At 65.8% G+C, this 23,933-nt stretch carries 26 protein-coding genes; 12 read left to right on the top strand and 14 right to left on the bottom strand.

From position 1 onward, the window contains the following. The first annotated feature begins 43 nt into the window (after nt 1–43). Nucleotides 44–772, top strand: coding sequence for a GTP cyclohydrolase I FolE (gene folE, locus BTH_RS00220; protein ID WP_025988572.1), 729 nt, complete (start codon nt 44–46; stop codon nt 770–772). Beyond that, a complete protein-coding gene (locus tag BTH_RS00215) occupies nt 773–1,576 on the top strand; it encodes an SDR family oxidoreductase (RefSeq protein WP_009894579.1) in 804 nt (267 codons plus the stop codon). It abuts the gene before it with no gap. Nucleotides 1,577–1,682: 106 nt separating this feature from the next. On the opposite strand, the gene epsC is transcribed toward BTH_RS00215, so the two are convergent. Both epsC and BTH_RS00205 read right to left on the bottom strand, forming a co-directional pair. Further along, complete coding sequence (gene epsC / locus BTH_RS00210; RefSeq protein ID WP_009894578.1) at nt 1,683–2,606, bottom strand: serine O-acetyltransferase EpsC; 924 nt, start codon at nt 2,604–2,606, stop codon at nt 1,683–1,685. 113 nt (nt 2,607–2,719) lie between these two features. Then, nucleotides 2,720–2,956 carry an HlyU family transcriptional regulator gene (locus tag BTH_RS00205; protein WP_009894577.1) on the bottom strand — a complete coding sequence of 79 codons (237 nt, stop codon included), beginning with the start codon at nt 2,954–2,956 and terminating at the stop codon, nt 2,720–2,722. Between the two features lie 268 nt (nt 2,957–3,224). On the opposite strand from BTH_RS00205, the gene BTH_RS00200 reads away from it, so the two are divergent. Then, nucleotides 3,225–3,641 carry a DUF3005 domain-containing protein gene (locus BTH_RS00200; RefSeq protein WP_009894576.1) on the top strand — a complete coding sequence of 139 codons (417 nt, stop codon included), beginning with the start codon at nt 3,225–3,227 and terminating at the stop codon, nt 3,639–3,641. Between the two features lie 400 nt (nt 3,642–4,041). On the opposite strand, the gene BTH_RS00195 is transcribed toward BTH_RS00200, so the two are convergent. Together BTH_RS00195 and BTH_RS00190 are read right to left on the bottom strand one after the other, a co-directional pair. Next, on the bottom strand, nt 4,042–5,622 hold the full coding sequence (locus BTH_RS00195; protein WP_009894575.1) for an aldehyde dehydrogenase (NADP(+)): 1,581 nt from the start codon (nt 5,620–5,622) through the stop codon (nt 4,042–4,044). Between the two features lie 76 nt (nt 5,623–5,698). Beyond that, entirely contained in the window at nt 5,699–5,929 is a 231-nt protein-coding gene (locus BTH_RS00190; protein ID WP_009894574.1) for a hypothetical protein, read from the bottom strand. Nucleotides 5,930–6,349: 420 nt separating this feature from the next. Between BTH_RS00190 and BTH_RS00185 the strand changes: the two genes are divergently transcribed. Both BTH_RS00185 and fnr read left to right on the top strand, forming a co-directional pair. Further along, a complete protein-coding gene (locus BTH_RS00185) occupies nt 6,350–6,817 on the top strand; it encodes a universal stress protein (RefSeq protein ID WP_009894573.1) in 468 nt (155 codons plus the stop codon). A gap of 149 nt (nt 6,818–6,966) precedes the next feature. Further along, nucleotides 6,967–7,722 (top strand): fumarate/nitrate reduction transcriptional regulator Fnr, encoded by a 756-nt coding sequence (gene fnr, locus BTH_RS00180; RefSeq protein WP_009894572.1) that lies wholly within the window; start codon nt 6,967–6,969, stop codon nt 7,720–7,722. Nucleotides 7,723–7,772: 50 nt separating this feature from the next. Here the strand turns inward: fnr and BTH_RS00175 are convergent, their stop codons facing one another. Continuing rightward, on the bottom strand, nt 7,773–8,666 hold the full coding sequence (locus BTH_RS00175) for a LysR family transcriptional regulator ArgP (RefSeq protein ID WP_009894571.1): 894 nt from the start codon (nt 8,664–8,666) through the stop codon (nt 7,773–7,775). Nucleotides 8,667–8,773: 107 nt separating this feature from the next. On the opposite strand from BTH_RS00175, the gene BTH_RS00170 reads away from it, so the two are divergent. After that, nucleotides 8,774–9,394 (top strand): LysE/ArgO family amino acid transporter, encoded by a 621-nt coding sequence (locus BTH_RS00170; protein WP_009894570.1) that lies wholly within the window; start codon nt 8,774–8,776, stop codon nt 9,392–9,394. A 444-nt stretch (nt 9,395–9,838) separates the two neighbouring features. Here BTH_RS00170 and BTH_RS00165 read toward each other — a convergent pair whose 3' ends face one another. The 7 genes from BTH_RS00165 to BTH_RS00135 all read right to left on the bottom strand — a co-directional run bounded on the left by BTH_RS00165 (nt 9,839) and on the right by BTH_RS00135 (nt 16,816). Further along, the gene (locus tag BTH_RS00165; protein ID WP_009894566.1) at nt 9,839–10,828 is read right to left on the bottom strand and encodes a RiPP biosynthesis methyltransferase ApyS; all 990 of its coding nucleotides are present in this window, start codon (nt 10,826–10,828) and stop codon (nt 9,839–9,841) included. A 13-nt stretch (nt 10,829–10,841) separates the two neighbouring features. Continuing rightward, entirely contained in the window at nt 10,842–12,785 is a 1,944-nt protein-coding gene (locus BTH_RS00160; RefSeq protein ID WP_009894565.1) for a RiPP biosynthesis radical SAM protein ApyD, read from the bottom strand. After that, nucleotides 12,782–13,615 carry a RiPP maturation protein ApyI gene (locus tag BTH_RS00155; RefSeq protein WP_009894564.1) on the bottom strand — a complete coding sequence of 278 codons (834 nt, stop codon included), beginning with the start codon at nt 13,613–13,615 and terminating at the stop codon, nt 12,782–12,784. Before BTH_RS00155 ends, BTH_RS00160 begins: the two co-directional genes overlap by 4 nt. Further along, on the bottom strand, nt 13,612–14,463 hold the full coding sequence (locus BTH_RS00150) for a multinuclear non-heme iron-dependent oxidative enzyme ApyH (protein ID WP_009894562.1): 852 nt from the start codon (nt 14,461–14,463) through the stop codon (nt 13,612–13,614). The genes BTH_RS00155 and BTH_RS00150 overlap by 4 nt, the downstream gene beginning before the upstream one ends. Nucleotides 14,464–14,632: 169 nt before the next feature. Beyond that, on the bottom strand, nt 14,633–14,833 hold the full coding sequence (locus BTH_RS00145; protein ID WP_004201048.1) for an aminopyruvatide family RiPP: 201 nt from the start codon (nt 14,831–14,833) through the stop codon (nt 14,633–14,635). 151 nt (nt 14,834–14,984) lie between these two features. Continuing rightward, nucleotides 14,985–16,391 (bottom strand): RiPP biosynthesis cytochrome P450 ApyO, encoded by a 1,407-nt coding sequence (locus tag BTH_RS00140; protein WP_009894540.1) that lies wholly within the window; start codon nt 16,389–16,391, stop codon nt 14,985–14,987. Beyond that, entirely contained in the window at nt 16,388–16,816 is a 429-nt protein-coding gene (locus BTH_RS00135; protein WP_223297138.1) for a hypothetical protein, read from the bottom strand. The genes BTH_RS00140 and BTH_RS00135 overlap by 4 nt, the downstream gene beginning before the upstream one ends. A gap of 513 nt (nt 16,817–17,329) precedes the next feature. Between BTH_RS00135 and BTH_RS00130 the strand changes: the two genes are divergently transcribed. Further along, nucleotides 17,330–18,037, top strand: coding sequence for a PadR family transcriptional regulator (locus tag BTH_RS00130; RefSeq protein ID WP_011400758.1), 708 nt, complete (start codon nt 17,330–17,332; stop codon nt 18,035–18,037). Between the two features lie 39 nt (nt 18,038–18,076). Beyond that, nucleotides 18,077–18,904 (top strand): siderophore-interacting protein, encoded by an 828-nt coding sequence (locus BTH_RS00125; RefSeq protein WP_009894531.1) that lies wholly within the window; start codon nt 18,077–18,079, stop codon nt 18,902–18,904. Between the two features lie 306 nt (nt 18,905–19,210). Here the strand turns inward: BTH_RS00125 and BTH_RS00120 are convergent, their stop codons facing one another. Next, complete coding sequence (locus BTH_RS00120) at nt 19,211–19,444, bottom strand: hypothetical protein (RefSeq protein ID WP_223297137.1); 234 nt, start codon at nt 19,442–19,444, stop codon at nt 19,211–19,213. A 287-nt stretch (nt 19,445–19,731) separates the two neighbouring features. On the opposite strand from BTH_RS00120, the gene BTH_RS00115 reads away from it, so the two are divergent. Continuing rightward, the gene (locus BTH_RS00115) at nt 19,732–19,968 is read left to right on the top strand and encodes a hypothetical protein (protein WP_009894529.1); all 237 of its coding nucleotides are present in this window, start codon (nt 19,732–19,734) and stop codon (nt 19,966–19,968) included. A 28-nt stretch (nt 19,969–19,996) separates the two neighbouring features. Here the strand turns inward: BTH_RS00115 and BTH_RS00110 are convergent, their stop codons facing one another. Beyond that, entirely contained in the window at nt 19,997–20,593 is a 597-nt protein-coding gene (locus BTH_RS00110) for an undecaprenyl-diphosphatase (RefSeq protein WP_009894528.1), read from the bottom strand. 476 nt (nt 20,594–21,069) lie between these two features. Between BTH_RS00110 and BTH_RS00105 the strand changes: the two genes are divergently transcribed. From BTH_RS00105 to BTH_RS00095, 3 genes are read left to right on the top strand one after another with little or no spacing between them, the layout of a single operon-like run. Beyond that, on the top strand, nt 21,070–21,810 hold the full coding sequence (locus BTH_RS00105) for an acetoacetate decarboxylase (protein WP_009894527.1): 741 nt from the start codon (nt 21,070–21,072) through the stop codon (nt 21,808–21,810). Between the two features lie 49 nt (nt 21,811–21,859). Beyond that, nucleotides 21,860–22,645 (top strand): 3-hydroxybutyrate dehydrogenase, encoded by a 786-nt coding sequence (locus BTH_RS00100; protein ID WP_009894526.1) that lies wholly within the window; start codon nt 21,860–21,862, stop codon nt 22,643–22,645. Continuing rightward, nucleotides 22,642–23,880, top strand: coding sequence for a DUF3734 domain-containing protein (locus tag BTH_RS00095; protein ID WP_009894525.1), 1,239 nt, complete (start codon nt 22,642–22,644; stop codon nt 23,878–23,880). The genes BTH_RS00100 and BTH_RS00095 overlap by 4 nt, the downstream gene beginning before the upstream one ends. The last annotated feature ends 53 nt before the right edge of the window (nt 23,881–23,933 follow it).

The raw sequence follows: 23,933 nt of genomic DNA, 5'->3' as shown, positions 1-23,933 counted from the left end.
CGACCGGCCGCAGCATCCGCGGTCTTCATGGAGTTCAGAGCATATGGCTAAAGGAAATACCGCGAGCAAGGCGGCGGCTCCGGCCGCGCACCCGGCGGCGAGCAGGACATCGAACGAAGCGGGCCAGGCAGCAAGCAAGCCGGCGGCCCGTGCAGCGGCTCGCACGAGCGCGCCCGTGAACCGGCCGAGCCGCGACGAAGCCGAAGCGGCCGTTCGCGTGCTGCTGCGCTGGGCGGGCGACGATCCGGAACGCGAAGGCCTCGTCGACACGCCGGCGCGCGTCGTACGCGCATACGAAGAGTTCTTCTCCGGCTACACGCTCGAGCCGCGCGACATCCTCGCGCGCACGTTCAGCGAGGTCGACGGCTACGACGAGATGATCGTGCTGAAAGACATTCGCTTCGAGAGCTATTGCGAGCATCACATGGTGCCGATCATCGGCCGCGCGCACGTCGCGTATCTGCCGAATCATCGCGTCGTCGGCATCTCGAAGCTCGCGCGCCTGGTCGATGCGTTCGCGAAGCGCCTGCAGATCCAGGAAAAGATGACCGTGCAGATCGCCGATACGCTGTTCGACGTGCTGCAGCCGAAAGGCGTCGGCGTGATTCTCGAAGCGGCGCACCAGTGCATCTCGACGCGCGGCATCCACAAGCCCGGCGTCGAGATGGTGACGTCGCGAATGCTCGGCACGTTCCGCACCGATCCGGCGACGCGCCGGGAATTTCTGTCGATCGTCGCGAATCCTTCCTCAGTCAACCTGACGAATACGTAAATGCCGTCGAGCGTGAAACCAGCCACCTCGCCCGTCGTGCTCGTGACGGGCGCCGCGCGCCGCGCGGGCCGCGCGTTCGCGTTGCGCTTCGCCGCGCGCGGCTATCGCGTTGCCGTGCACTACGACCGTTCGGCCGACGCCGCGCAGGCGGTCGTGCGCGAGATCGAATCGTCGGGCGGCGAAGCCGTCGCGCTGCAGGCGGATCTCGCGCACGCGGACGCGATCGCGCAGTTGATCGATGCGGTCTACACGCGCTTCGGCCGTCTCGACGTGCTCGTGAACAATGCGTCGGTGTTTTGGCAAGACCATCTGCCGAGCTTCGATCTCGCCGCATTCGACAACGCGTGGGCGATCAATTGCCGCGCGCCGATCCTGCTGACGCGCGCGTACTACGAGCGCGCGAAGGCCGCGCTCGCGCAGGGTGTCGTGATCAACGTCGTCGATCAGAAGATCAAGGAGAACTTCCATCGCGACCATTTCAGCTATACGGTCGCGAAAGCGGCGCTCGGCAATCTCACGCAGATGCTCGCGCTGTCGGCAAGCCCCGTGCTGCGCGTGAACGCTGTGTTTCCGGGATTGATGCTGCCGAGCGACGATCAGACCCCCGCCGATTTCGAGCATGCAAGCCGCGCGTCGACGCCGCTTGCGCGGATCGCCGGGCCGAACGATGTCGCGGACGCGATCCTGTTGTTGACTGGGCCCGCATACAACGGCGCCGATTTCGTCGTCGACGCGGGACAGAATCTGATCCGCGTCGATCAGGACGTGCTGTACAAGCACCGTTCGCCGGCTGGCAAGCATTGATTCGGCGCGACGGCGGCAACCGGCAACCGGCAACCGGTTGCCGCAAGCCGCGTAGTCAGCGTGAGCGAGCGACGCGGCGGCGTCAAGCGGCAACCGCGCCGCCCGCTCAGTCCTTCTCGGCCTGATCCTTGTCGCTCTCGCGAATCTTCCCCTGCGCGACGCTGCTGCCGGGCGGCACGCTGTGCGTAAGCCATACGTTGCCGCCGATCACCGAGCCCTTGCCGATCGTCACGCGGCCGAGAATCGTCGCGCCCGCATAGATGACCACATCGTCCTCGACGATCGGATGCCGCGCGTTACCTTTGACGAGTATCCCGTCGCCGTCGGCGGGAAAGCTCTTCGCACCGAGCGTGACCGCCTGATAGACGCGCACGCGCTCGCCGATGATCGCGGTCTCGCCGATCACGACGCCCGTGCCGTGGTCGATGAAGAAGCTCGGGCCGATTTGCGCGCCCGGATGGATGTCGATGCCCGTCGCCGAGTGCGCGATCTCGTTGATGAAGCGCGCGAGCAGCGGCACGCCGAGCCGATACAGCGCATGGGCGAGCCGGTGGTGCATCATCGCGAGCACGCCCGGATAGCAGAGCAGGATTTCAGTGATGTGTTGCGCGGCCGGATCGCCGGTGTACGCGGCCTGGATATCGCTGACGAGCAGCGCGCGGATGCGGGGCAACTGCGTGCCGAACTCGCGCGCGATCTCGAACGCGCGTTCGTCGAGCGCGGCAAGCGGCGTTTCGGCGTGCTCGGGCAAAAACCGCAGCGCGCGGCGAATCTGCTCGGAGAGCAGGCGCAGCGTGCTTTCGAGCGTGTGGCCGACATAGTAGTCGACGGTCTCGTCGGTCAGATCGGGCGCGCCGTAGTGCGTCGGGAACATCGACGCGCGCAGCCCCGATACGATCGTGCAGACCGCGTCGCGCGACGGCAGTTCGCGAATGCCTCGCGGATGGCGCGTGCGGTGCAGTTTCTCGCGCGATTCGCGCAGGTCGGCGACGATCTGTTCGAGGCCCCAGTTTCGAGCGGATTTCGACATAGGCAAAACGCACGGCCGCGCTTGCGCACACGGCCGCCAAATAAAAGTGACGGGTTCCGCAAGGTTACCGCGTTTTCGCCGTGTCGGCGGAGTGCGCGCGCCGCCGCGCCGTCCTATATGGTGAGACTGCTCGCGTCGATCCATCGGACGGCCCAATCGCGCGCATGCGCGACCGCCGCGTCTTCGTCGTTGAAATGCAGATCGGAGGGAAAGAAGCGATTCGCTACCAGTTCGCCGTCGCTCGATCGCGAGATGACGACGTAAGGCTGGAACGAGCCGTCGCTCGCGCGCGCGGGCGCGCAGTTCAGCAGATACCCGCGATGCGTGAATGCAGTAGTTGTAGAGTGCATAAGTCCGCCCACCTTAAGTCCCCTTTACCTTCTTCTTCGCTACCCGTCCGTTAAGGATGCCGCGGCGCCCGATGCGGGCGGAAGCGGGTGCGCCGAATGTCGCGCACCGCTTGTCGGAAAAGAATCATACTCTGTAGGAAACGCGTCTTCTAGCTGAAATAATTATTTGGAAAGCGCGACGCGCGGTGCGGCAGCGGCGCTCGCACGCGCGTCCTTTTCCGTGTTGCCCGGAACGGAGCTTCGAAGGTCCGGGCGTCGCGCCGCCGGGATGACCGCGATGAATCCGTTCGAACCCAAGACGCCCGCCGCCGCCGGCCGGGCGCATCCGCGCAGCGTCGAGTTGTACAACGACGCGACGCACGACAGCACCGTCGACACCGACGGCAAGAACCGCGAAGCCGCCCGCATCGCGAGCGGCGGGCCGATTTCTCCTGACCAGATCACGACGAGCAACGCATCGCTCGTCAATGCGATGCCCGAGACGCCCGACGGCTTCGCCGGCTTCGACAGCCGGCCCGGCGGCAATCGACCGCAGGTCGCGCCGCGCGCGGGCTACACGGTCGTCGACAAGGGATTCGACGCCGCCGCGTCACGCGATGCACACGGTGACGACGAGTTCCCATCGCCTTATCACCCGCCGCGTCGACCGGGGCGCATCGTCGAGTTCGCGCCGGTTTCGCGTTGAAGTCTTTGTCGATGCCGACGCCGGCTTGACGTCGTCGGCGCGCGCGTGCCGGCGGGGAACCGGTTCGTGCGGCGAGCGATGATGGTCGCCGCACGATCTTCGCGCAGCAGCTCGGCCGCGTTTGCATGCGCGCGTCGAAACGTTCGTGTGCCGATGAGCTTGATCCGGCCGAGCGTTTGATTCGGACGTTTGAATACGCAACAAGCCGCGCGATCGTTGCGCTCCGCCGGCCGGCTTCGCCACGCGGCTTCGACAGGAGCTCGGCACGTGCGGAAGCGATCGCGATGGCGCGATGCTCGGCATTCGGTGTTCAGCTCTCGGCGCATGACCGTCGATGCCGAAGCGCCTCGTCACGCGCCGCCGTCCAAGCGGACATCGCGCGCCGCCCCGTTCATCACGCTCACGCCTTGCCGAGTTGGCCGTCGCGCAAACGCCAAAGGCCAAGCGGATTCGCGTCGGCGAGCGCGTCGGGAAGCAGCGCCGCAGGCAGATCCTGATAGCAGACCGGCCGCAGGAAGCGCTCGATCGCAAGCGCGCCGACCGACGTGCCGCGCGAATCCGACGTCGACGGAAACGGCCCGCCGTGCACCATCGCGTGCGCGACCTCGACGCCCGTCGGATAGCCGTTCGCGACGATGCGGCCCGCGCGGCGCTCGAGCGTCGGCAGCAGTTTGCGCGCCAGATCGACATCGTCGTCTTCGAGATGCAACGTCGCGGTCAGTTGCCCTTCGACGTGCTCGGCGAGCGCGATCATCTCGTCGATGTCGCGGCACGCGACGATGAGCGACGTCGGCCCGAAGATCTCAGCTTCGAGCAGCGGATTCTGGATGAACTGCGTTTGCGTCGTCGTGAAGAGCGCCGGCAACGCGGCGTTGCGCGCGTCGCCGCGCGCGCCTTGCGCGGCCTCGCTGACGCCGGCCGCCGCGCGGCGCGCCGCGACCGCGCGCTCGTACGACGACGCGATGCCCGAGGTCAGCATCGTCTGCGCGCCCTTTTGCGCAAGCGCCCGCGCGGCCGTGTCGACGAACGCCTGCAGGTCGTGGCCTTCGAGCGCGACGACGAGCCCCGGGTTCGTGCAGAACTGCCCGACGCCGAGCGTCAGCGATTCGACGAAGCCCTGCGCGATCTTCGCGCCGCGTGTGCGCAACGCGCCCGGCAGCACGAAGAACGGATTGATGCTGCTCATTTCCGCAAAGACCGGAATCGGTTCGCGCCGCCGCGCGGCGACGCCCATCAGCGCGATGCCGCCCGCGCGCGAACCGGTGAAGCCAACCGCCTTGATCGCCGGATGCGCGACGAGCGCCTCGCCGATCGCATTGCCCGCACCGACGACGAGCGAGAACACGCCCTCGTGCAGTCCGCACTCGGCAACCGCCTGCCGGATCGCGCGTCCGACGAGTTCCGACGTGCCGAGATGCGCGGGATGCGCCTTCGCGACAACCGGGCAGCCGGCCGCGAACGCCGACGCGGTATCGCCGCCCGCCACCGAGAACGCGAGCGGAAAGTTGCTCGCGCCGAACACCGCGACGGGGCCGACCGGAATTTTCTGCAAGCGCAAATCCGCTCGCGGAATCGGCTTGCGCTCGGGCTGTGCGGAATCGAGCGTCGCGTCCAGCCACCGGCCATCGCGCGCGACCGACGCGAACAGTCTGAGCTGGCCGACCGTGCGCGCACGCTCGCCTTCGAGGCGCGCGACAGGCAGCGCCGATTCCGCGTGCGCACGCTCGATCAATTGATCGCCGAGCCCGACGATGCGCTCGGCCACCGCCTCGAGAAAACGCGCGCGCGTCTCGAGCGGCGCATGGCGAAACGAATCGAACGCGGCGTTCGCGAGGCGGCACGCACGGTCGACATCGCCCGCGCCGCCCGCGCCGAACGTCGGCTCGAGTTCGACGCCCCGCGCCGGGTCGTAAGCGCGCATCGTGCCTTCGGTGCCGCGCACCGCAGCCGCGCCAATCAACATCTCGCCTGTGATCTGCATGCTTGCTCCGGATTGGAAAATTCGCCGCGGGCGCCGCGCCGGTTCAGGGCATCCAAACCGCGTCGAACATGCCGCGCTACCAACACGGATTGTTCCGCCCCACCCTGCGCCCCGTACTCGGCCTCGCGAACTTGTAGGGCAGCTCCCGTCGATCGAGATAGGCCTGGATTGTCGGCCATTGCGCGTCCGTGAGCAGCATTTCGCACACGTGCGGCACATCGGGCGAAGCGCCGCCCACGCCGATCAGGTCGGGCAGCGCGTACCGGTTGGCGTCCTCGGTCAGCACCTCGAGCGCGACATACGGCATGTGTCTCCTCCTTCTCCGGTTGAACGAGACGGCCCCGGGGCACGCGGCGGGCCGCGGCTCGCCGAAACGCAAGCGCGGCGCTGGCACGCAGCCTCCGTCGGACGTCGTAAGAAATGTCGGGAACGCTCTCGCCCGATGTGTTTCAAACCAGCGTCGGCTTGCGCCGGCCGCCGGGCGAGCGAGGCCGGTCAAGTCTATTACGGCGTCGCGGCGCGCGGTGTCGGCCGGGCGGGCCGATACGCCGGTCGCGTGCAAAAAATCGGCGGCGCCGGATCGAATCCGGAAAAATCCGGCGCCGCGTTTACACCGCCACGTCAGTTCGCTGCACTTTAGTCAGTAATCGTTTACTTTGTAAAAAGACGTCACCAAACTCAATCGGCCGAACGGCCGACCTTTTCTCAACCGCACCACGGAGACATCATGTATCAGCGCATTCTTGTCGCAGTCGACGGCAGCGAAACGGCACGCCACGCATTCGACGCGGCGCTCGACATCGCCAGGACGAGCGGCGCGGAACTGCAGCCCTTCTACGTCGTGGAAAACGCCGCGATCTATTACAACGTGCCCGGCTACGACCCGTCGATCCTGCGCACGCAGCTCCTTCAGCAAGGCAACGAGCTCGCGAAGGAATTCGCGGAGAAAATGCGGGCGGCCGGCGTGAAGGGAGCACTGAAGATCGGCGAGGCGACGTCGCTCGCCGACGTGCCATCGCTCATCGTCGATGGCGCGAAGGCGTTCGGCGCGGATCTGCTCGTACTCGGCACGCACGGCCGGCGCGGTTTCAAGCGGCTCGTGCTCGGCAGCGTGGCCGAGCAGTGCGTGCGCCACTCGGCGCTGCCCGTGCTGCTGATTCCGGCCGCCGCGCACCCGGAAGATCGCGAAAGCTGATCAAACGCAATGGCTGCGATGTTTCGCCGCAACTGCGCGTTGCGGCCGAACAAGGAAATCGCACGGGGAGTCGCGGCGTTTTGTCGCTAAACAGGCTTAGTCCACGATGGGACAATGGCTTTACCGATTCAACCTCAGAGCCATTCATCATGCTTACGCCCGTCGCTCGACCTGCCGCCGCTGCGGCTCCCGTCCATGTTTCCAGCACGTGGGCGCCGCGTCAGGCCGCTCACTGCTCGACGTGCGCGATGCGTCATCTCTGCATGCCCCAGGGGCTCGCGCCCGAGGCGCTCGCGCGCCTCGAATCCGTGATCTGCACCGCCCGCCCGGTTCGCCGCGGCGAAACGCTGTTCCGCGAGGGCGACACGTTCGACAACCTGTACGCGGTGCGCTCGGGATCGCTGAAAACCATCGCAACGCGCCACGACGGCCGCGAGCAGGTCACCGGCCTGCATCTGGCGGGCGAGGCGCTCGGCCTCGACGGCATCTGCGACGACGCACATCCCCGCACTGCGGTCGCGCTCGAGGACAGTTCGGTCTGCGTGATTCCGTATAGCGCGCTGAAGACGCTGTGCTCGGAAGCGGGCACGATGCAGTTGCGGATGCACAAGCTGATGAGCGAGCAGATCGTGCGCGAGACGTCACAGACGATGGTGCTCGGCTCGCTGAACGCCGAGGAGCGCGTCGCGGCGTTCCTGCTCGACGTGTCGTCGCGCTACATGAAGCGCGGCTATTCGCCGAACGAATTCAACCTGCGGATGACCCGCGAGGACATCGGCAGCTATCTCGGCATGACGCTCGAGACGGTCAGCCGCACACTGTCGAAGTTCCACAAGCGCGGCCTGATCGAAATGCACGGCCGGATGGTCCGCATCGTCGATTTCGACGGCCTGCACCGGCTGTAACCGGGCGCAAGGCGTCCCCCCCTTTCCCTTCTCCGAATCGAATCAACCGATCAGTCGAGATACTGCGCGGCGCTTGCCTTGAGCGCCGCGCCGAACTCGTCCAGCCAGCCGATCGACAATCGCCAGCTCTGCCAGTAGAGCTCGACGTCGATGCTCCTTCCGTCCGACAAATCGACGAGCTCGCCCGCGGCGATCCGGCGCTCGACCATTCGCTCCGGACACATCCCCCAGCCAAGTCCCGCCTCGCATGCGCGCAGATAGCCCGCGACGTGCGGAATCCAGTGCTTCGGCGGATCGAGATCGACGCGCGTCACGCGCCGAATGAAACGCGCCTGCAGGCTGTCCTTCGGATTGAACATCACGCAAGGCGCGCGCCGCAGCGCGTCGCGGTTGACGCCGTTGCCGAAATAGCGCGCGTGGAACGCGGGCGAGCACACCGCGTGATAGCGCATCCGGCCGAGCCGCGTCGAGCGGCAGCCCTGGATCGGCTCCGCAAGCGCCGTCACCGCGCCCTGCACGCTGCCGTCGCGAATCCGCTCCGCGGTGTAGTCCTGATCGTCGATCACGAGATCGAGCAGCGTGCCGCTTTCCGCGCAGAACGAGCCGACCGCGTCGACGAACCACGTCGCGACGCTGTCGTCGTTGACGGCGACGCGCAGCGTCGGCCACGCCCCCGTCTGCGCGCCCGCAAACGCGGGCATGTGCCCGGAAAGCTCGGCCTCCAGCATCCGCACGCGCTCGGTGTGGCGGCACAGCAGCGCGCCCGATGTCGTCGCGACGCACGGCAGCCCACGCTTGACGAGCACGCTGCCCACCCGCTCCTCCAACAGCTTCACGCGCTGCGACACCGCAGAAGGCGACACGTTGAGGGCTTTCGCCGCCCGTTCGAACGAGCCGTGGCGGATCACTTCGGCAAGCGCATCGAGCAAAGCGTAGTCGAGCATCAGTTTTCCTTAATCAGCATTAGATGATTTAGCTGTTCTTATTCAAACGATCACCGCAGACTAGCGCCTCTTGTCCCGTTAGTCCATCGACTGAAGCCGCAACGAACATGAACTGGATCGCTTTTTCTCACGGCGCGATGCTGTGCGCGTCGCTCATCGTCACCATCGGCGCGCAAAACGCGTTCATCCTCCGGCAAGGGATCATGCGCTCGCACGTCGGCAAGATCGTGCTGCTCTGCACGCTGTCGGACATGCTGCTGATCGGCGCGGGCGTGGGCGGCGCATCGGTGCTCGTCGAACGCTATCCGACCTTCGTTCACGCGGTGCTGTACGTCGGCCTCGCGTATCTCGCGTGGTTCGGCCTGAGCGCGCTGCGCCGCGCGTTCAAGCCCGGACACGAAACGCTCGATGCAACAGGCGCGGCCGTCGCGCCGCCCGCGCAGCGCGCATGGCCGATCGTGCTGATGACGCTCGCATTCACATGGCTCAACCCGCACGTCTATCTGGACACGTTCCTGCTGATCGGCACGGCCGGCGCGCGCGAGCCGGCCGGCGCGCGCAGCGCGTTCGCGCTCGGCGCGATGGCGGTCAGCGCGGTGTGGTTCGTCGCGCTCGGTTACGGCGCGCGATTGCTCGCGCCGTGGTTCAAGCGCGCGCTCGCTTGGCGCGTGCTCGACGGCGCGATCGGCGGCATGGTGCTGTTTCTCGCGGCGGTGCAGTTGCGGTGACGGAAGTTCCGGTTTGCCGCGCCGGCGCCATCGAGCATGCTCGCGGCGCAGCGCGCATTCGGGCGACCGGATGTGCGGCCGCGAGCGCATCGCGAATCCGGCGCATGCGGCACACGCGCTCCGCGCGCGCCGCTCGATCGAAGCGACGACGTGGGGACGAACATGGCCCAAATGCTCGGCCTCGCGCCGCCGGACGAGCTGACGCGCTAGGGCGTGCGGCACCGGGAAAAGCGCGCGCCGGGCGGCACGCCGATGCCCGATGCCGTGACGACGGGCAAAGGGCGCAAGCTCACGTGCACGGCGTTGATGCCCCCCGGGCCGACGCCGCTCGATCGGCCCGCCTTCGACAGTCGGGAATGCGATCCGCGCAAATGAAATGACCAGCGAGACGATTCGGGCCGCATTCGGCGCGGACGTCTTCGGCGAGCGGCGCCAGTCTCGCGACTATAGCCCCACCAGATGGACGAAGCATGTCGTGGCCGCCCGGTCTTCGATCACGTGCAGAGGCCGGCAACCGGCTGCTCGATACATGGCCAACCACGCGTCGGAATCGGGCGGCGGCACGCCCTGCCCCGATATGAGCTGCACATAGTCATGCAGCAGCGTCTCGCGGCGCATCGTGTGAGTGCCGTGGCCGAGGCGGCCGTAATAGTCCGATATCACGAGCATGCGGCCGGGCAGCAAGCGCCGCATGCGCCGAAGCCACGTTTCCACTCGCGATGTGCCGCCGCGAAACATCTCGTTGACGAACTGGCTCGCGACGACGTTGCGCACGCGCGCCAGCACGCGCGGCGGGACCGACGCCCCGGGATTCCAGCCGTCGCCGTGGAACACCTTCACGCGCGCGGCGAGCCCCGCTTGCCGCGCTCGAACCCGCGCCGCCTTGCACATCGCGGGATTGCGATCCAGTCCCCAGCCGACGAATCCGCGATCGTCCGCCGCCAACTCGCGCAGCAGCGCGCCGGCGCCGCATCCCAGATCCAGCACATGATTGAGACGCAATTGCGTGACGATCGACGCCAGCGCTCCACCGCCGGCCTCGCTCGCGTCGAAGGCGCGCGCGTGCGCGACGAGGTCGATCATGGAGCCCGCCAATGCCGGACGCCGGAGCAGCGTCGCCAGCCGTGAAGCGTTATCGGCATAAGCGCCGGCGTACAGGTTCAACAGAAAGCGCGCTTGCGCGGTGTAATGCTCGGAAATCGCGAATCCGCGGTCCGTCTTGCGAACCAGATTCGTTCTCGACGCCGCATATTCGAGGATGCCGCGCAGCAACTCGGGATCGAGATCATGGCTGGCGCTCAACGTTTCCGCCGTGACCGGCTCCCTCATCGCGTCCAGAACGCCGAGCGCCTGCAGCGCGGCGACGGCATGCGCCAGTTGAAGCCCTTCCGCGAGATCCAGCGCGGACCAACGTTCGAGTGTGCGACGCACCATGGACGAAATGGATTTAACCGGCCGACACCAGGATGCCTCTGCGCAGCAGCGGCTCGAAGATCGAAGCGTCTATGCCGTCATTGCGGGTGGCGTCCGCCAGCCATTGCGCAACGGCGCGGCACGAACGGGGCGACCTGAACAGATCGAGAAGCGTAGCGATGCCGGACTCCACCCAATAGCCCGTGGCGGCCTCGCCGTGCCCCTGAACGATATATGTTCCGAGCCCGCCGACATCCGCGTCGCCGAGCATCGGCGCGCCTTCGGTCGATCGCCTGATCCGGTCGACCAATGCGTCGCAATTGTGAATGTCCTCCAGCAGACCGACGTTTTCGGCCAGCATGCAAGGCCGGTCCGGCTCATAGGGCCCCTCGACGATTACGTCCGCCGGAGCGCGGGCCGCATAGAGCCGCAACGCGTACCGAAAAAGAGAATGCAGGTGATGGCCGCGGCCGAACCGCGCGGCAATGAAGGCCTCGAGCCCCGCCGCGTCCGCGGGCGCGCCGGGCGACGTTTCGTCGGCGAATTGTCGCCACGCCGATATCAGCGTGCTCAGCCGCCCTCCGAACCCCCGCAACGCATACGCGAAAATGACCGGCCCGACCCGGCGCAGCAGATCCGCCGCCCCGACGGCAAAGATGTATCGCGCACGCGGCAGCGCGGCGGGGTAGTGATAGTAGGTTTGGAATATGTCGGGATGGCCGAGCACCGCACGCTCGTCCGACGAACTCAGCAGGCGCGTGTTGTAAGGCCCGCCACAGCCGTCGTAGGCGATTTCCGCGCCGCGTTCGTCGAACAGCGGTGTGCCGGGCTCCGGCGCGAGCATGTGCAGTTGCGTGAGGCAAGACGCTCGCCGAGCGCAGCGCCCGATCATGTCCAGCGTGTCGTCCTGATCCTCCCCGGTTTCCTCGGGATAGCCGGTGATGAACGACGCGGTCGTCTCGATTCCGAATGAATCCGCCGCCGCCAGAATGGGCTCGACCCGTTGCAGATCCAGCCGCTTCTTGCAGAGCTTTTGCATGCGCTCGGAGCCCGTCTCCACGCCGAAATAAAGATTCACGCAGCCCGCGTCGGCCATCTTCTTCAACAATGCTTCGTCGACGCAGTCGATCCGCGCCGACGCGCGCCACCGATAGTCGCGCCCGGCGACCGCCTCGCAAAACTCCATTACCTTGCGGCGATTCACGGTGAACATGTCGTGGTCGAGCTTGAAGTCCGACACGCGATAACGCTGGTGAAGGATATCCAGTTCGCGAACCAGGCGCTCGGCCGATTTGAGGCGGAAGCTGCGTTGAAAGAAACCGGCCGTCGAGCAGAATGTGCATGCGAACGGACACCCTCGGCCGGCCTCGATGCGCAGCATCGAGAGCCCCAGTTCCTCAACCGGATAATGGTCGTACGAGGCGATCGGCAGCAGGTCCAGATCCTCGACCTTGGGCTTGCCGTCGGTGAAGCGCAACGGCGAGCCGCGGCCCGTCGCGCGCCAGCTCAAGCCGGGAATCACGTCGAATGTCCGGTGCGGGAGGCAGTCGAGCACGGCGGGCAGGATTTCATCCGCCTCGTACCGGACGATGATGTCGAACTGCGGGAACCGCTCGAGGATCTGCCGGTGCAGCATCGTCGCGTGCGGCCCGCCGAGCAAGACGGGCAGGTCGGGCTCGCGCCGCTTCAACAGCGCCGCGACATTGAGCGCAAACAGAAAGCTGCAGCCGAGCGCCGTGAAGCCGACCCCGTCCGGACGCGCCGCGAGAATCGCTTGGCTCGCCCGCTCGTAAAGCGTCGCATCGTAAGCCAGCGTGCCGTCCCTGATCAGTCGTTTCGGATCGTAGATCTGCACGCGATGGCCGTCGGCTTCGGCGACCGCGGCCAGCGCGAGCAGCCCGAGATGCGGATGCACGTCGAGGTACGCGAGCGAGCCCTCTTCCGGCATGACGAGGTTGTCGACGAGCAGCAGTTTCATGCCGCAGCGCTTCCGAGCGGCCTCTCGAACCGCACGATCCCGATTCCGGCCAGTTGGTCGAGCGACCGGAGGAACTGCGGCAGCAGACGGCGGCCGCCGAGCAGCCGATCGCAGATGTCGGCGGCGGATCGCCGGCCGTCGATCGCTTCGATCGCGAAATAGCCGAGCGTATCGGCCTGCAGAAACCGGATTTCGCCCGTTTCGGCGGAGCGCCAATAGCAGCAGTAAGTGTCGGCGGCGGGAACCGCATCGAGCGGCGGCTCCTTCTGACGCAGCGCCGACGCCAGGTCTTCCGGATTGCAATGCATCACGTGCTGAGCGACGGAGCCGTTGAGCATCGGAATGCAGCCGCCTGTCGCGCGATCCCGATGGCGGATGATGCGGCGAGCGGCGGGTAGCGGCGCGGCGCTTTCTTGCCGCAGGCACGAAAGCGCATATTCATGACGAAGGATGTCCCACAGCAGAACGTGATTTCGTTGCGCGGGGTCCAGCCATCTGTCGAGGAACGCCATCAGATCGCGCGCGCGTTCCCGCGGCGTGGCGGCGAATACATGGCCGCTTTCCGCGCAGTCCGACGCATACGCGGCGAAGACCTCGATCTCGAGGCCGGCCACGCTCAACAACCTGAAACTCAGCGGCAGATCCCCGCGCAGGCCGTTGTGACGCACCTTCAGGCTCAACCCGGCGAAATTCTCCAATACGCGCAAATCGAGATGATCCGGCTCGATTCCTGCGCGGCGCAGCAGGTCCGGACGCCGCCGCCAATGCTCGATGAGCCGCGGGTCCTTGGCGCCGGCGGCGATCACGGCGTGTATTTTCCCTGCGTTCATGCGAGCCCCATCAACTGGCGTGCGCGCTCGATATGCGTCGTCAGGACCGACAGCGGGAAGTATGGCGACCAGTTGTATTCGAAGGTCAGCGCGCGAGGCCGCGCCACGTCGAGCAGGCGCTCGAGCAGTTCGAACAGGATCGGCGATGCCGGCAGCGAATGGTCGTCCCAGGCCGTGCCGGACTGCACGCTCATTCCGGACAGATGAACTTCGACCACGCGCTCCAGCGGAAGCCGGGCGAGTTCCCGATGCACCTCTGCGCCCGTGTTGTGCGCCGTGATCAGGAAGTGACTCAGGTCCAGGAGCAAACCGACGTCGCATCGGTCCGTGATCGCGCGAATGAAGTCCGTCATTCCCATCGTGCTGCCCGGTATCGGAAAGTACTGCGGGGAGTTTTCGACGATCAGTGGAACCGGAAAATGCGGACGAAGCGCGGCGAGATTGTCGACGACGCGGCGTACCGTCTCGTCGCTCAACTGAGGGCACAACGTGTACGACAACGAGGTGGGCTCACCGGTCCCGCCCAGCGCTTCGCCAACGGGATCGGCCGAAATGTACGCGAGATGTTCGCCTATCCATGGCGTGCCGGTCTGCACGGCCGTGCGCTCGATTGCGTCGACCGTCGAATCGTCGGGCGGCACGAATCCCGCGACGGACAAGCTGGCGCAGTGCAGAACGAACGGAATGGTTTGCTGAAGCTCGGCGACCGCCGGCGAGAATCGCAATTGCTCGAACGGCACTTCGATGTAATCGACGAGGTGCGCGTTCCGTGCGGCGAATTCCGCCATCCCGGGCCCATACGCGAGACCGATCCGAGGCTCCGATGCATCGCGATCGAAGGCTTTCATAGGCTTCCCGCGCCCTTAAGGTCGAACTGCCGAAGCCCGGAATTCATCGCCCGTTATCGCGCGACCGCGCGCCAAACGCACGCGTTCGGCGGCACGTTCCCTCCGAGGCCCGAGCATCGAGGCGGCGAGATCGCGACGCCGCCGGCGAAAACCAGAGCGCCGCCGGACATCAGTCGTAGAGATAGCCCTCGCCCATGCGGCCGCCGGCAAGATCCACCTTGCTCATCGTGATGGTCAGCTTGCCGTTTTCCAGGCATTTCTGGATGGCCTTGATCTTTTTCGCGTCCACCGGCATATCCAGGGTCATCTTGGGCAGCTTCCCTTCGATGGAAACAGAAACGCCCTTTGTTTTTTTGGGTTTCGTAGCCATGATTGTTCCTTTGTTGTAGGCAGGACGCGCCGCTTAGCGTGTGAGCGCGGAATAACCCGTGAAAAGAACCATGCGGATCAATGACTGGAAAAAATCCCGATGGGCATGCATGCCGATTCGCTTCTGATTAAAGGATGCGCCCTGGTAAATGTCAAGAAAGCCCCGGCGCGAAATGGAATAGATCGGTTATCGGCCCGCGCCATTTCGGCGACGGCGTGTCACCGCGCTCATCGACGGGATGCGCGATGAGTGCCGGGTCGCCTTTCGGCATCAACATGATATGAATGCGCCAGTCGATAGACTGTTCGCCATCCAAAACGAAATCGAAGCGCGATAGCAGCGTTGACAGTACTTCGCGAATCAGCGAGAGCGCGAGATTTCGCCCCGCGCAAAAATGACCGCCGGCGCCGAACGGAAAATACTCGTACGGAGACGGCCTGGCCGTCTCCCACCGGGACGGCGAGAATGCATGCGGGTCCGGAAACGGCTTGGCTTCGCGATGCGCGAGGAACGGACACACGACGATCTCGCAACGCGCCGGAAGCGCGACGCCTTGCAGCGAGACCGCGCGCGTCGTCGCGCGAACCATCAGCGCGTTGGGCGTCAGGAGCCGGAGCGTCTCGTTGACGACGTTCTCGAGCCACGACGCGCCGTTCGTCGATGCCGGCATCGACGCGCGATCGGCAATTTCCGCGCGAAGCGCGCGCCTCAGATCGGGCAGCTGCGACAGAACGAGCAGCAGCCACGTCAGCGACATCGCGACGGGCTCGGTGCTCGACACGAACATCACGTTGGCATGGCCGACTATCTCGTCCTCGGAAAGCGCGGGCGAGCCCGGCGGTCCGGCCGTTGCCAGACGTTGCAGCAGCCCCGCACGAGCGTCGACGGGACGCTTTCGATACCGCCTGATCCGCTCCCGCAATGTGCGGTCGAGTTGCTGCCCGACGCCGATCAGTTCGTCCCGGTACAGCAGGGGATCGCGCGCGTTCAGCGAAGACGCTTCGCGTCGCAAAGTAAAATAGGCGCTTAAAAGAAACGCCAGTTCGTCATCCTCTTGGCACTGCGCCCCAAGAAAGATATGAGACGCCATCTCCACGGTCAGCTCGCGCATCCGGCTGACCACTGAAATCCGGCGGTCCACTTTCAGCATTTCGCAAAAGCGGTTCAAAGCCGCTCGTATTTCGAAGCGGTGCGCGTCGAACAACTCGCGATTGATCGTTCCCGTCAAGAGGCGCTTGTGCCGGCCATGCTCCGGCTCGCGCATGCTGTGCAAGCCGCGATTGAGGTTGACGAGGTTTTTCGGCAATGCCATTTTCGCCGCCGCGGACATCGGCAACGCGAAATTGTCTATATCGGTCAATATCTGTCGAAGCCGATGCTCGCCGAATACCGCTATCACGCCGCTGCAATCGCTCGCGCGGGAAAAAATCGGACCATGCTCCCGCATGACGAAGACATCACCATGCCGCGAGCGCGCTTGTGCGAGAAACGCGAGCGGCTCCGCAAAAAGCGACTCGGTGCTGTCGACCCGCGGAAGCGACGGAGGTAGACCGTTCATTTGCAAGCGGTATCCGTGAACGACTCGTGCCGATCCTGGCTACGCCGGCTGATCGCCATGGCGCATGGCGTCGTCACAGTATCACGTCTGACGGCGCCTACGTTACCGCGCGCGCCACGCCGCCCGCGCGCTCGCGCATGACGTTCGAGCTTCGTCGCATCGTCCTCGATCGGCGCCGGGTGGACATCGCGATACGGCTTCTCGATCGGAAATTCGCGCGCAGCGCCGCTCGCGCCAATACGCCGGCAAGACGGCGCGGAAAATATGCGCGGCCCGTCGAATTCGTTCGACAGCGTTCCCGGCTCGGAGGTGTCGGCATCCGATGGAAACGCCAAACGAATGCGAAGTCGATAATCAGCGGCCGCACCTGAAATCATCCAAACGTCCGGCGCCGCGCAAAATGCCCGGGCATGTGCGGCCTTCATGAGCGCGCCCTCGATCGGAGACGACAGCAGGCCTTCATGCTCCGCCCCGGGGGTTCCGCGACGTCCGGCGCGCGAGCGTCCTCCTGCTTGTCGAGGACGAAGGCCCCGGCGCGAGCGCCCGAGCCATACCCGATGCGCGCGGATCTCATGCGTGAGCGGACACGCCGCATTCCCGAACCCTCGCCGCGCCCGGGCGCGGCCTGTCGGCCGCACCAGCAATTGCCCTGGCTCGTGGCGGACACGCACGGCACGGCGCGCTGCGGCGGAAAGAAATGTCTTCGCAGACGACTCGAGCCAGACCGCCACATCCGAAAACCTGTCGCTGTCGGCGACATTCGATTCGGCAGAAATCCCATCCACCGGTGGACCCAGCCACCGTCCGAGGTCGAGGAAACCACTTGTTTGCATGCCCGCGCCATCGCCCACCCTTCATCCGCCCCTTTTAAATCCCGTTGACTTTATATCTTTCGATATATATCTTTCGATATATCTAAAGACACATGGGAGAGGGCGATGCGCCACGCTCACCGGTTTTCCCGCCGCGAATGCGGCATGCACGACTCGTCCGGCCACGGCCCGCTCGACATGTTCCGCCAGATGTTCGGCGGCCATCGCCGCGGCGGCGGCCGGCATGGCTTCGGCCCGTTCGGCGGCTTCGGCGGCGGCCCCGGGGGATTCGGCGGCTTCGGCGGAGACGACGCGATGCCGCGCGGCCGTCAATTCAGCGCCAACGATCTGCAGTTGCTGCTGCTCGCGCTGCTGGCCGAGCAGCCGAGCCACGGCTACGAACTGATCAAGGCGCTCGACACGCGCTCGAGCGGCTTCTACACGCCGAGCCCCGGCATGGTGTACCCGGCGCTCACGTATCTGGAAGAGCTCGGCTACGTGACCGTGCAGGTCGAAGGCAACCGCAAGCGATACGCGCTCGCCGATGCGGGCCGCGCGCATCTCGACGCGCAGCGCGAGCGCGTCGAGATGCTGTTCGCGAAGCTCGCGCATCTCGGCCGCAAGATGGAATTCATGCGTCGCGCATTCGCCGGCGAAGCGCCCGCCGCGCCCGACGACGACACGCGCGGCTGGTTGCCGGAATTCGTCGAGGCACGAATGGCGCTCAAGCAGGCGCTCTTGCGCAAGAGCAGCGCCGGCGCCGACGAGCAACGCCGCATCGCGGCCATTCTGCGGCGCGCCGTCGCCGACATCGAAGGCCGGACGGAAGACTGAATCGTTCCGCGCCCGGTTTATCAAGGAGAACCGATCGACATGACTCAACCGACTACCGAGCGCGCGGTCACACGCGTGCGCCATACGCTGAAGTTCCGTCTGCTGCAGGTCAAGCGCGTCGTCGACGTGACGCCGCACCTGAAGCGCGTGACGCTGACGGGCGACGAGCTCGACGATTTCGAATCGGCGTCGTTCGACGATCACGTGAAAGTCTTCTTCCCGCCGCCCGGCGAAGACGCGCCGGCGCGCCCCGAATTCGGCCCGAACGGCATCGTGTTTCCGGACGACCGGCCGCAGCCCGTCGCGCGCGATTTCACGCCGCGCCGCTACGATCGCGGCGCGCGCGAACTCGATCTCGATTTCGTGCTGCATCATCCGGGGCCGGCGTCGCAATGGGCCGCGCAGGCGAGCGTCGGGCAGACGCTCGGCATCGGCGGGCCGCGCGGTTCGTTCGTGATCCCGAATGATTTCGACTGGCATCTGTTGATCGGCGACGACACCGCGCTGCCCGCCGTCGCGCGCCGGCTCCAGGAACTGCCGGCCGGCACACGCGTCGCGGCCGTGCTCGAAGTGGCCGATCCGTCGGCACAGATCGAATTCGAAACGGACGCGAATCTGTATATCGTGTGGCGTCATCGCGGCGATGCGGCGAACAGCGAACGTGGCGCGAACCAGTTGGTCGACGCGTTGCGCGAATTGCCGCTGCCGGCGGGCGACGGCTACGTGTGGGCCGCGGGCGAAGCGGCCGCGATACGCGGCGTGCGCGAGCATCTGTGCGGCGAGCGCGGCGTCGCGAAATCGCGGATTCGCGCGGCCGCTTACTGGAAGCGCGGCGCGGTCGCGGTGCACGAATCGCTCGAGGATTGATGCGGCGGGCGAGTCGAGCGTGTCAAGCGCGTTCGGTTCGCGTCGGCGAGTGGCGGACGGCACTGCGCATGAACATGGCGCGGGCGTCACGCTCGCAAATCCGAGGCTCATCGGCTTGCCAGCAGGCGCTCGCTTCGCGTAGATCGCGATATCGACCGCTCGGTGGCTCGCACTCGCATCGACCGGCCGTCGCCGAAAAAGAAAACGAAGGCGACGCCCCCTTCACGCGGCCCCGCTCATCGCGTCGCGTTTTCCTATTTTCGTAGTACGGAATCGCATGCGGCGCCGCTGCCGCGCCGCATCGGCTCATCTTGAAATGGCCTGGCTCGGCCGCATTCGCGATGCGTCGATCACGATCAGCGATTCCGGTCCGCACCGGATCGCCCAGCCGCGCAACGCGCGTGCGATCGCCTCGCGCCGGCGCATCACCGGCGCATCACGTTGCGCGCCTTCGATGCCACGCACCGCGCCGCCGAATCCCTTCCGCCGCTTTTCTGCCGCTTTTCCGCAGATCAACGCCGCATCGGCGTCCGTCGGCACGCACGCGTTCACATTCCGTCGATCCGCTTGCATCGCGCGAGCCGCCTCGCGCGCATCTCCATGCGAACGGAGTTGCATCCGCATCGCCCGTGACCTATACCTATGTCGACGGCGCGCTGCCGGTTCGGCGAGGCCGTTGCGGCACACGGCGGCGTCAACCATGGAAGCACGGCACCCGCGCCGCCGTGACCGGATATCGAAAAAACACGACGCGCGTTACTGCGTTTCTTGCGTCGAACGAGAACGAGATCGCGCGACTTCGCGCATCGCCACCCGGATACGCGACCATGACTCGCCACCACACCCACGCAGGCATCCCGAGAACGCTCAGAATCGTCGGCTATTGCGGGCTCGGCGCGATCGCGATCGCGTTGTTCGTCGCGATGTGCGCGATCCTGAGGGACAGCGCGCTGGATCGCGAAGCCGCGCGCCAGCTGCAGAGCGGAAACGTCGAATTGCACGGCGGCGCCGACGTCGAGCCCAGCCCGACGAACGACGCCGCCCAGACGAGAACGCCGGGTTGATTCGGATTCCCGGCGATTCGCGTCGTCGTCAGTCGATGCGAATCGGCCGCTCGTGCAATCGCGTGAACGCAACCGCATGCACCGATTCGCCGATCCGGTCGAGCAGCGCCGTCACCGGGCGGCCGTACAGATGCGCGGCAAGCGCGCCGGCGGTGCCGACGAGCGCGCCGCCCGCGATATCGAGCGGCCAGTGTACGCCGACGTACACGCGCCCCCACCCGATCACCGCCGCGACGATGGCGAGCGCGATGCCCGCCATGCGCGTCGTGCTCGCGATCAGCAGGCCTGCCGCCACGCTGCAGACGAACGTCGTGTGATCGCTCGGAAACGAGCCGTCCGGCGCGTGCGGAATCAGTTGCGTGCCGACGCCGAGCACGAACGGCCGCGGCGAGTACCAGAAATGGCCGATCACCTGCGCGAGCGCGAGCGCGATGCACGCGCCGACGCCCGCTTCGATCGCCTGGCGGCGCGTCGGGCGCGCGCCCATCACCCAGGTCAGCAACAGCAGCGCGGGCACCGCGTACACAAGCCAATCGGCGGCGAACACGCCGAAGCGAACGGCGCCGAGATGCGGCGCGGAACCCGCATTGAGCACGGAAAAGACAGCGAGATTGAGATTTTGCATGGGACTGAAACGGTAGCGAATCGAACGATGCCGGGTCACCGGTCCGCACGATGCTAGGACGCGCACGCTTAAGACAGACTTAACCCGAAGCGCCGCGAGATCGAAAGGGAAATCGAAAATTCCAACAACGCGGTGCTTCGAGGACGGTCGCGCCGCAAAAGTTCAATCGCATGCGTCGCATGTCGCGGCATCCGGTTTTCGGCCTGCGTTCACCCTCGTTTCACAGGTCCCGTAAATACTCACCAAAGCTCCCGAAAAGCCTCACCTTTGTGGTTTTGGCGCGCAAGCGATCCGTTACCCGTTTCCAGTCTCCCGCTGATGCGCGTTCGTTACCGCCTCCGCAACACTGTCAATATTTGTCATTTCGTTGCCGCGAATTCCGCAATAATCTTTTCCAGTTGCGGCATCGCACAATCGATTCTCGGAAGCATACGATATCGGCACCCCGACAACGAAGCGATCAACAAGGAGTCCACATGAAGCCAAGCCAAGTCCGATCGAAAGCATTCGCGATGCCGCTCACGAGCCCGGCATTTCCAATGGGCCCTTACCGTTTCGTCAATCGGGAATTCCTGATCATCACGTATCGCACCGACATGGATCGCCTGCGCGAAATCGTGCCGGAACCGCTCGAGGTCAAGGAACCGCTCGTCCATTACGAATTCATCCGCATGCCCGATTCGACCGGCTTCGGCGATTACACCGAAAGCGGACAGGTGATCCCCGTCGAATACAAGGGCCAGCCGGGCGGCTATACGCTCGCGATGTATCTGAACGATCACCCGCCGATCGCCGGCGGCCGCGAATTGTGGGGATTTCCGAAGAAACTCGCGCAGCCGACGCTGGCAACGCACATCGACACGCTGCTCGGCACGCTCGACTACGGCCCCGTGCGCGTCGCGACGGGCACGATGGGCTACAAGCACCAGGAACTCGATCTCGAAGAGCAGGCGAAGCGCCTCGCCGGCGCGAACTTCCTGCTGAAGATCATTCCGCACGTCGACGGCTCGGCGCGCGTGTGCGAGCTCGTGCGCTACTACCTGCAGGACATCAAGATGAAGGGCGCGTGGACGGGCCCCGCCTCGCTGCAGCTCGCGCCGCACGCGCTCGCGCCCGTCGCCGATCTGCCGGTGCTCGAGATCGTCGAAGCGCGGCACCTGCTCGCCGATTTGACGCTCGGTCTCGGCGAAGTCGTCTACGATTACCTCGCGCAGTGACGCGAGCCTTTTCGTTCCCTCTCACTTTCTTCTCGACAGGAATTCGATCATGGGCAATCTGAATGGCAAGACCGCAATCGTGACGGGCGCAGCAAGCGGCATCGGCAAGGAAATCGCGCTGGAGCTTGCGCGGGCGGGCGCGGCGGTCGCGATCGCGGATCTGAATCAGGACGGCGCGAACGCGGTGGCCGAGCAGATCAAGCAGGCGGGGGGCAAGGCGATCGGCGTCGCGATGGACGTGACGAACGAGGACGCGGTGAACGCCGGCGTCGACAAGGTCGCGGAGACGTTCGGCTCGGTCGACATTCTCGTGTCGAATGCGGGCATTCAGATCGTCAATCCGATCGAGAACTACGCGTTCGCGGACTGGAAGAAGATGCAGGCGATCCACGTCGACGGCGCGTTCCTGACGACGAAGGCCGCGCTCAAGCACATGTACAAGGACGATCGCGGCGGCGTCGTGATCTACATGGGCTCGGTGCATTCGCACGAGGCGTCGCCGCTGAAGTCGGCGTACGTGACGGCCAAGCACGGGCTGCTGGGGCTTGCGCGCGTGCTGGCGAAGGAAGGCGCGAAGCACAACGTGCGCTCGCACGTGGTGTGTCCAGGCTTCGTGCGCACGCCGCTCGTCGACAAGCAGATTCCGGAGCAGGCCAAGGAGCTCGGGATCAGCGAAGAGGAGGTGGTGAAGAAGGTGATGCTCGGCCAGACGGTGGACGGCGTGTTCACGACGGTCGAGGACGTCGCGAAGACGGTGCTGTTCCTGTCGGCGTTCCCGAGCGCGGCTCTCACCGGCCAGTCGTTCGTCGTCAGCCACGGCTGGTTCATGCAATGAAGCCGCGCGCCCGCACCGAAAAGCAGGCGGTCGATCCGGCGGACCTGCACAACGAAGCTGGCGTGCCGCACGCGCTCGAGCATGCGCGCCCGCCGTTCCACGATCTGCCGTACGAAACGATCGCGCTCGTGCTGCAAGGCGGCGGCGCGCTCGGCGCGTATCAGGCGGGCGTGTTCGAAGGGCTGCACGAAGCGGGCATTCCGCTGAACTGGATCGCCGGCATCTCGATCGGCGCGCTGAACACCGCGCTGATCGCCGGCAATCCGCCCGAGCGGCGCGTCGAGCGGCTGCGCGAGTTCTGGAACACGATCTGCCAGCCCGCGTTCTTTCCGGCATTGCCAGCGATGTTCGAAGCCGCGCTCTTCAACAGCCATGAATACGTGCGCACGTTCTTCACCGCGAGCCAGGCGGCGAGCGCGGTCGTGCAAGGGCAGCGCGGCTTTTTCGTGCCGCGCTTTCCGCCGCCGCTGCCGGGCTCGACACATCCGCCGGAGAAGGTCAGCTATTACGACACCTCCGCGCTGCGCGCGACGCTCGTCAAGCTGTGCGACTTCGACCGGATCAACTCGGGCGAGACGCGCGTGTCGGTCGGTGCGGTGAATGTCGGTACGGGCAACTTCATCTACTTCGACAACACGAAGACGACGCTGCGCCCCGAGCACTTCATGGCGTCGGGCGCGCTGCCTCCCGCGTTTCCGCCCGTCGAGATCGACGGCGAGTTCTACTGGGACGGCGGCATCGTATCGAACACGCCGTTGATGGAGGTGCTGCGCGCGTCGCCGCGCCGCGACACGCTCGCGTTCCAGGTCGACCTGTGGAGCGCGCGCGGGCCGTTGCCCGAATCGATGAACGAAGTGACGGAGCGCACGAAGGACGTCCAGTATTCGAGCCGCACGCGCTTCGTTACCGATACGCTGCAGCGCGAGCAGCGCTTTCGCAATGTGCTGCGCCGCGTGCTCGATCAGGTGCCCGAATCCATCCGCGAGAGCGATCCGTGGTGCCAGCAGGCCGAGACGCTGTCATGCGGCAAGCGCTACAACGTCCAGCATCTGATCTATCAGCAGAAGGCTTACGAGCAGCACTACAAGGACTATCAGTTCGGCGCGTCGACGATGCGCGATCACTGGACCGCGGGCCTCGCGGACATCCGCAAGACGCTCTCGGTGAAGAACGGCCTCGCGCTGCCGGACAACGACGCGGGCTTCGTCACGCACGACATTCACCGGATGCGGTGATGCTCGCCGCACGCGGCCGGCGCGCGCCGGCCGCGCCTTTCGTTTTGCCATTT

This window comes from Burkholderia thailandensis E264 (assembly GCF_000012365.1).
Lineage (GTDB): Bacteria > Pseudomonadota > Gammaproteobacteria > Burkholderiales > Burkholderiaceae > Burkholderia > Burkholderia thailandensis.
Note: the sequence above shows the minus strand (reverse complement) of the source record. Positions and strands in the feature narration are given on the sequence as shown.

Excerpts from the sequence above, each read along its gene's own strand:
- folE (WP_025988572.1), top strand. The coding sequence starts at position 44 with ATGGCTAAAGGAAATACCGCGAGCAAGGCGGCGGCTCCGGCCGCGCAC.
- BTH_RS00215 (WP_009894579.1), top strand. The coding sequence starts at position 773 with ATGCCGTCGAGCGTGAAACCAGCCACCTCGCCCGTCGTGCTCGTGACG.
- epsC (WP_009894578.1), bottom strand. The coding sequence starts at position 2,606 with ATGTCGAAATCCGCTCGAAACTGGGGCCTCGAACAGATCGTCGCCGAC.
- BTH_RS00205 (WP_009894577.1), bottom strand. The coding sequence starts at position 2,956 with ATGCACTCTACAACTACTGCATTCACGCATCGCGGGTATCTGCTGAAC.
- BTH_RS00200 (WP_009894576.1), top strand. The coding sequence starts at position 3,225 with ATGACCGCGATGAATCCGTTCGAACCCAAGACGCCCGCCGCCGCCGGC.
- BTH_RS00195 (WP_009894575.1), bottom strand. The coding sequence starts at position 5,622 with ATGCAGATCACAGGCGAGATGTTGATTGGCGCGGCTGCGGTGCGCGGC.
- BTH_RS00190 (WP_009894574.1), bottom strand. The coding sequence starts at position 5,929 with ATGCCGTATGTCGCGCTCGAGGTGCTGACCGAGGACGCCAACCGGTAC.
- BTH_RS00185 (WP_009894573.1), top strand. The coding sequence starts at position 6,350 with ATGTATCAGCGCATTCTTGTCGCAGTCGACGGCAGCGAAACGGCACGC.
- fnr (WP_009894572.1), top strand. The coding sequence starts at position 6,967 with ATGCTTACGCCCGTCGCTCGACCTGCCGCCGCTGCGGCTCCCGTCCAT.
- BTH_RS00175 (WP_009894571.1), bottom strand. The coding sequence starts at position 8,666 with ATGCTCGACTACGCTTTGCTCGATGCGCTTGCCGAAGTGATCCGCCAC.
- BTH_RS00170 (WP_009894570.1), top strand. The coding sequence starts at position 8,774 with ATGAACTGGATCGCTTTTTCTCACGGCGCGATGCTGTGCGCGTCGCTC.
- BTH_RS00165 (WP_009894566.1), bottom strand. The coding sequence starts at position 10,828 with ATGGTGCGTCGCACACTCGAACGTTGGTCCGCGCTGGATCTCGCGGAA.
- BTH_RS00160 (WP_009894565.1), bottom strand. The coding sequence starts at position 12,785 with ATGAAACTGCTGCTCGTCGACAACCTCGTCATGCCGGAAGAGGGCTCG.
- BTH_RS00155 (WP_009894564.1), bottom strand. The coding sequence starts at position 13,615 with ATGAACGCAGGGAAAATACACGCCGTGATCGCCGCCGGCGCCAAGGAC.
- BTH_RS00150 (WP_009894562.1), bottom strand. The coding sequence starts at position 14,463 with ATGAAAGCCTTCGATCGCGATGCATCGGAGCCTCGGATCGGTCTCGCG.
- BTH_RS00145 (WP_004201048.1), bottom strand. The coding sequence starts at position 14,833 with ATGGCTACGAAACCCAAAAAAACAAAGGGCGTTTCTGTTTCCATCGAA.
- BTH_RS00140 (WP_009894540.1), bottom strand. The coding sequence starts at position 16,391 with ATGAACGGTCTACCTCCGTCGCTTCCGCGGGTCGACAGCACCGAGTCG.
- BTH_RS00135 (WP_223297138.1), bottom strand. The coding sequence starts at position 16,816 with ATGAAGGCCGCACATGCCCGGGCATTTTGCGCGGCGCCGGACGTTTGG.
- BTH_RS00130 (WP_011400758.1), top strand. The coding sequence starts at position 17,330 with ATGCGCCACGCTCACCGGTTTTCCCGCCGCGAATGCGGCATGCACGAC.
- BTH_RS00125 (WP_009894531.1), top strand. The coding sequence starts at position 18,077 with ATGACTCAACCGACTACCGAGCGCGCGGTCACACGCGTGCGCCATACG.
- BTH_RS00115 (WP_009894529.1), top strand. The coding sequence starts at position 19,732 with ATGACTCGCCACCACACCCACGCAGGCATCCCGAGAACGCTCAGAATC.
- BTH_RS00110 (WP_009894528.1), bottom strand. The coding sequence starts at position 20,593 with ATGCAAAATCTCAATCTCGCTGTCTTTTCCGTGCTCAATGCGGGTTCC.
- BTH_RS00105 (WP_009894527.1), top strand. The coding sequence starts at position 21,070 with ATGAAGCCAAGCCAAGTCCGATCGAAAGCATTCGCGATGCCGCTCACG.
- BTH_RS00100 (WP_009894526.1), top strand. The coding sequence starts at position 21,860 with ATGGGCAATCTGAATGGCAAGACCGCAATCGTGACGGGCGCAGCAAGC.
- BTH_RS00095 (WP_009894525.1), top strand. The coding sequence starts at position 22,642 with ATGAAGCCGCGCGCCCGCACCGAAAAGCAGGCGGTCGATCCGGCGGAC.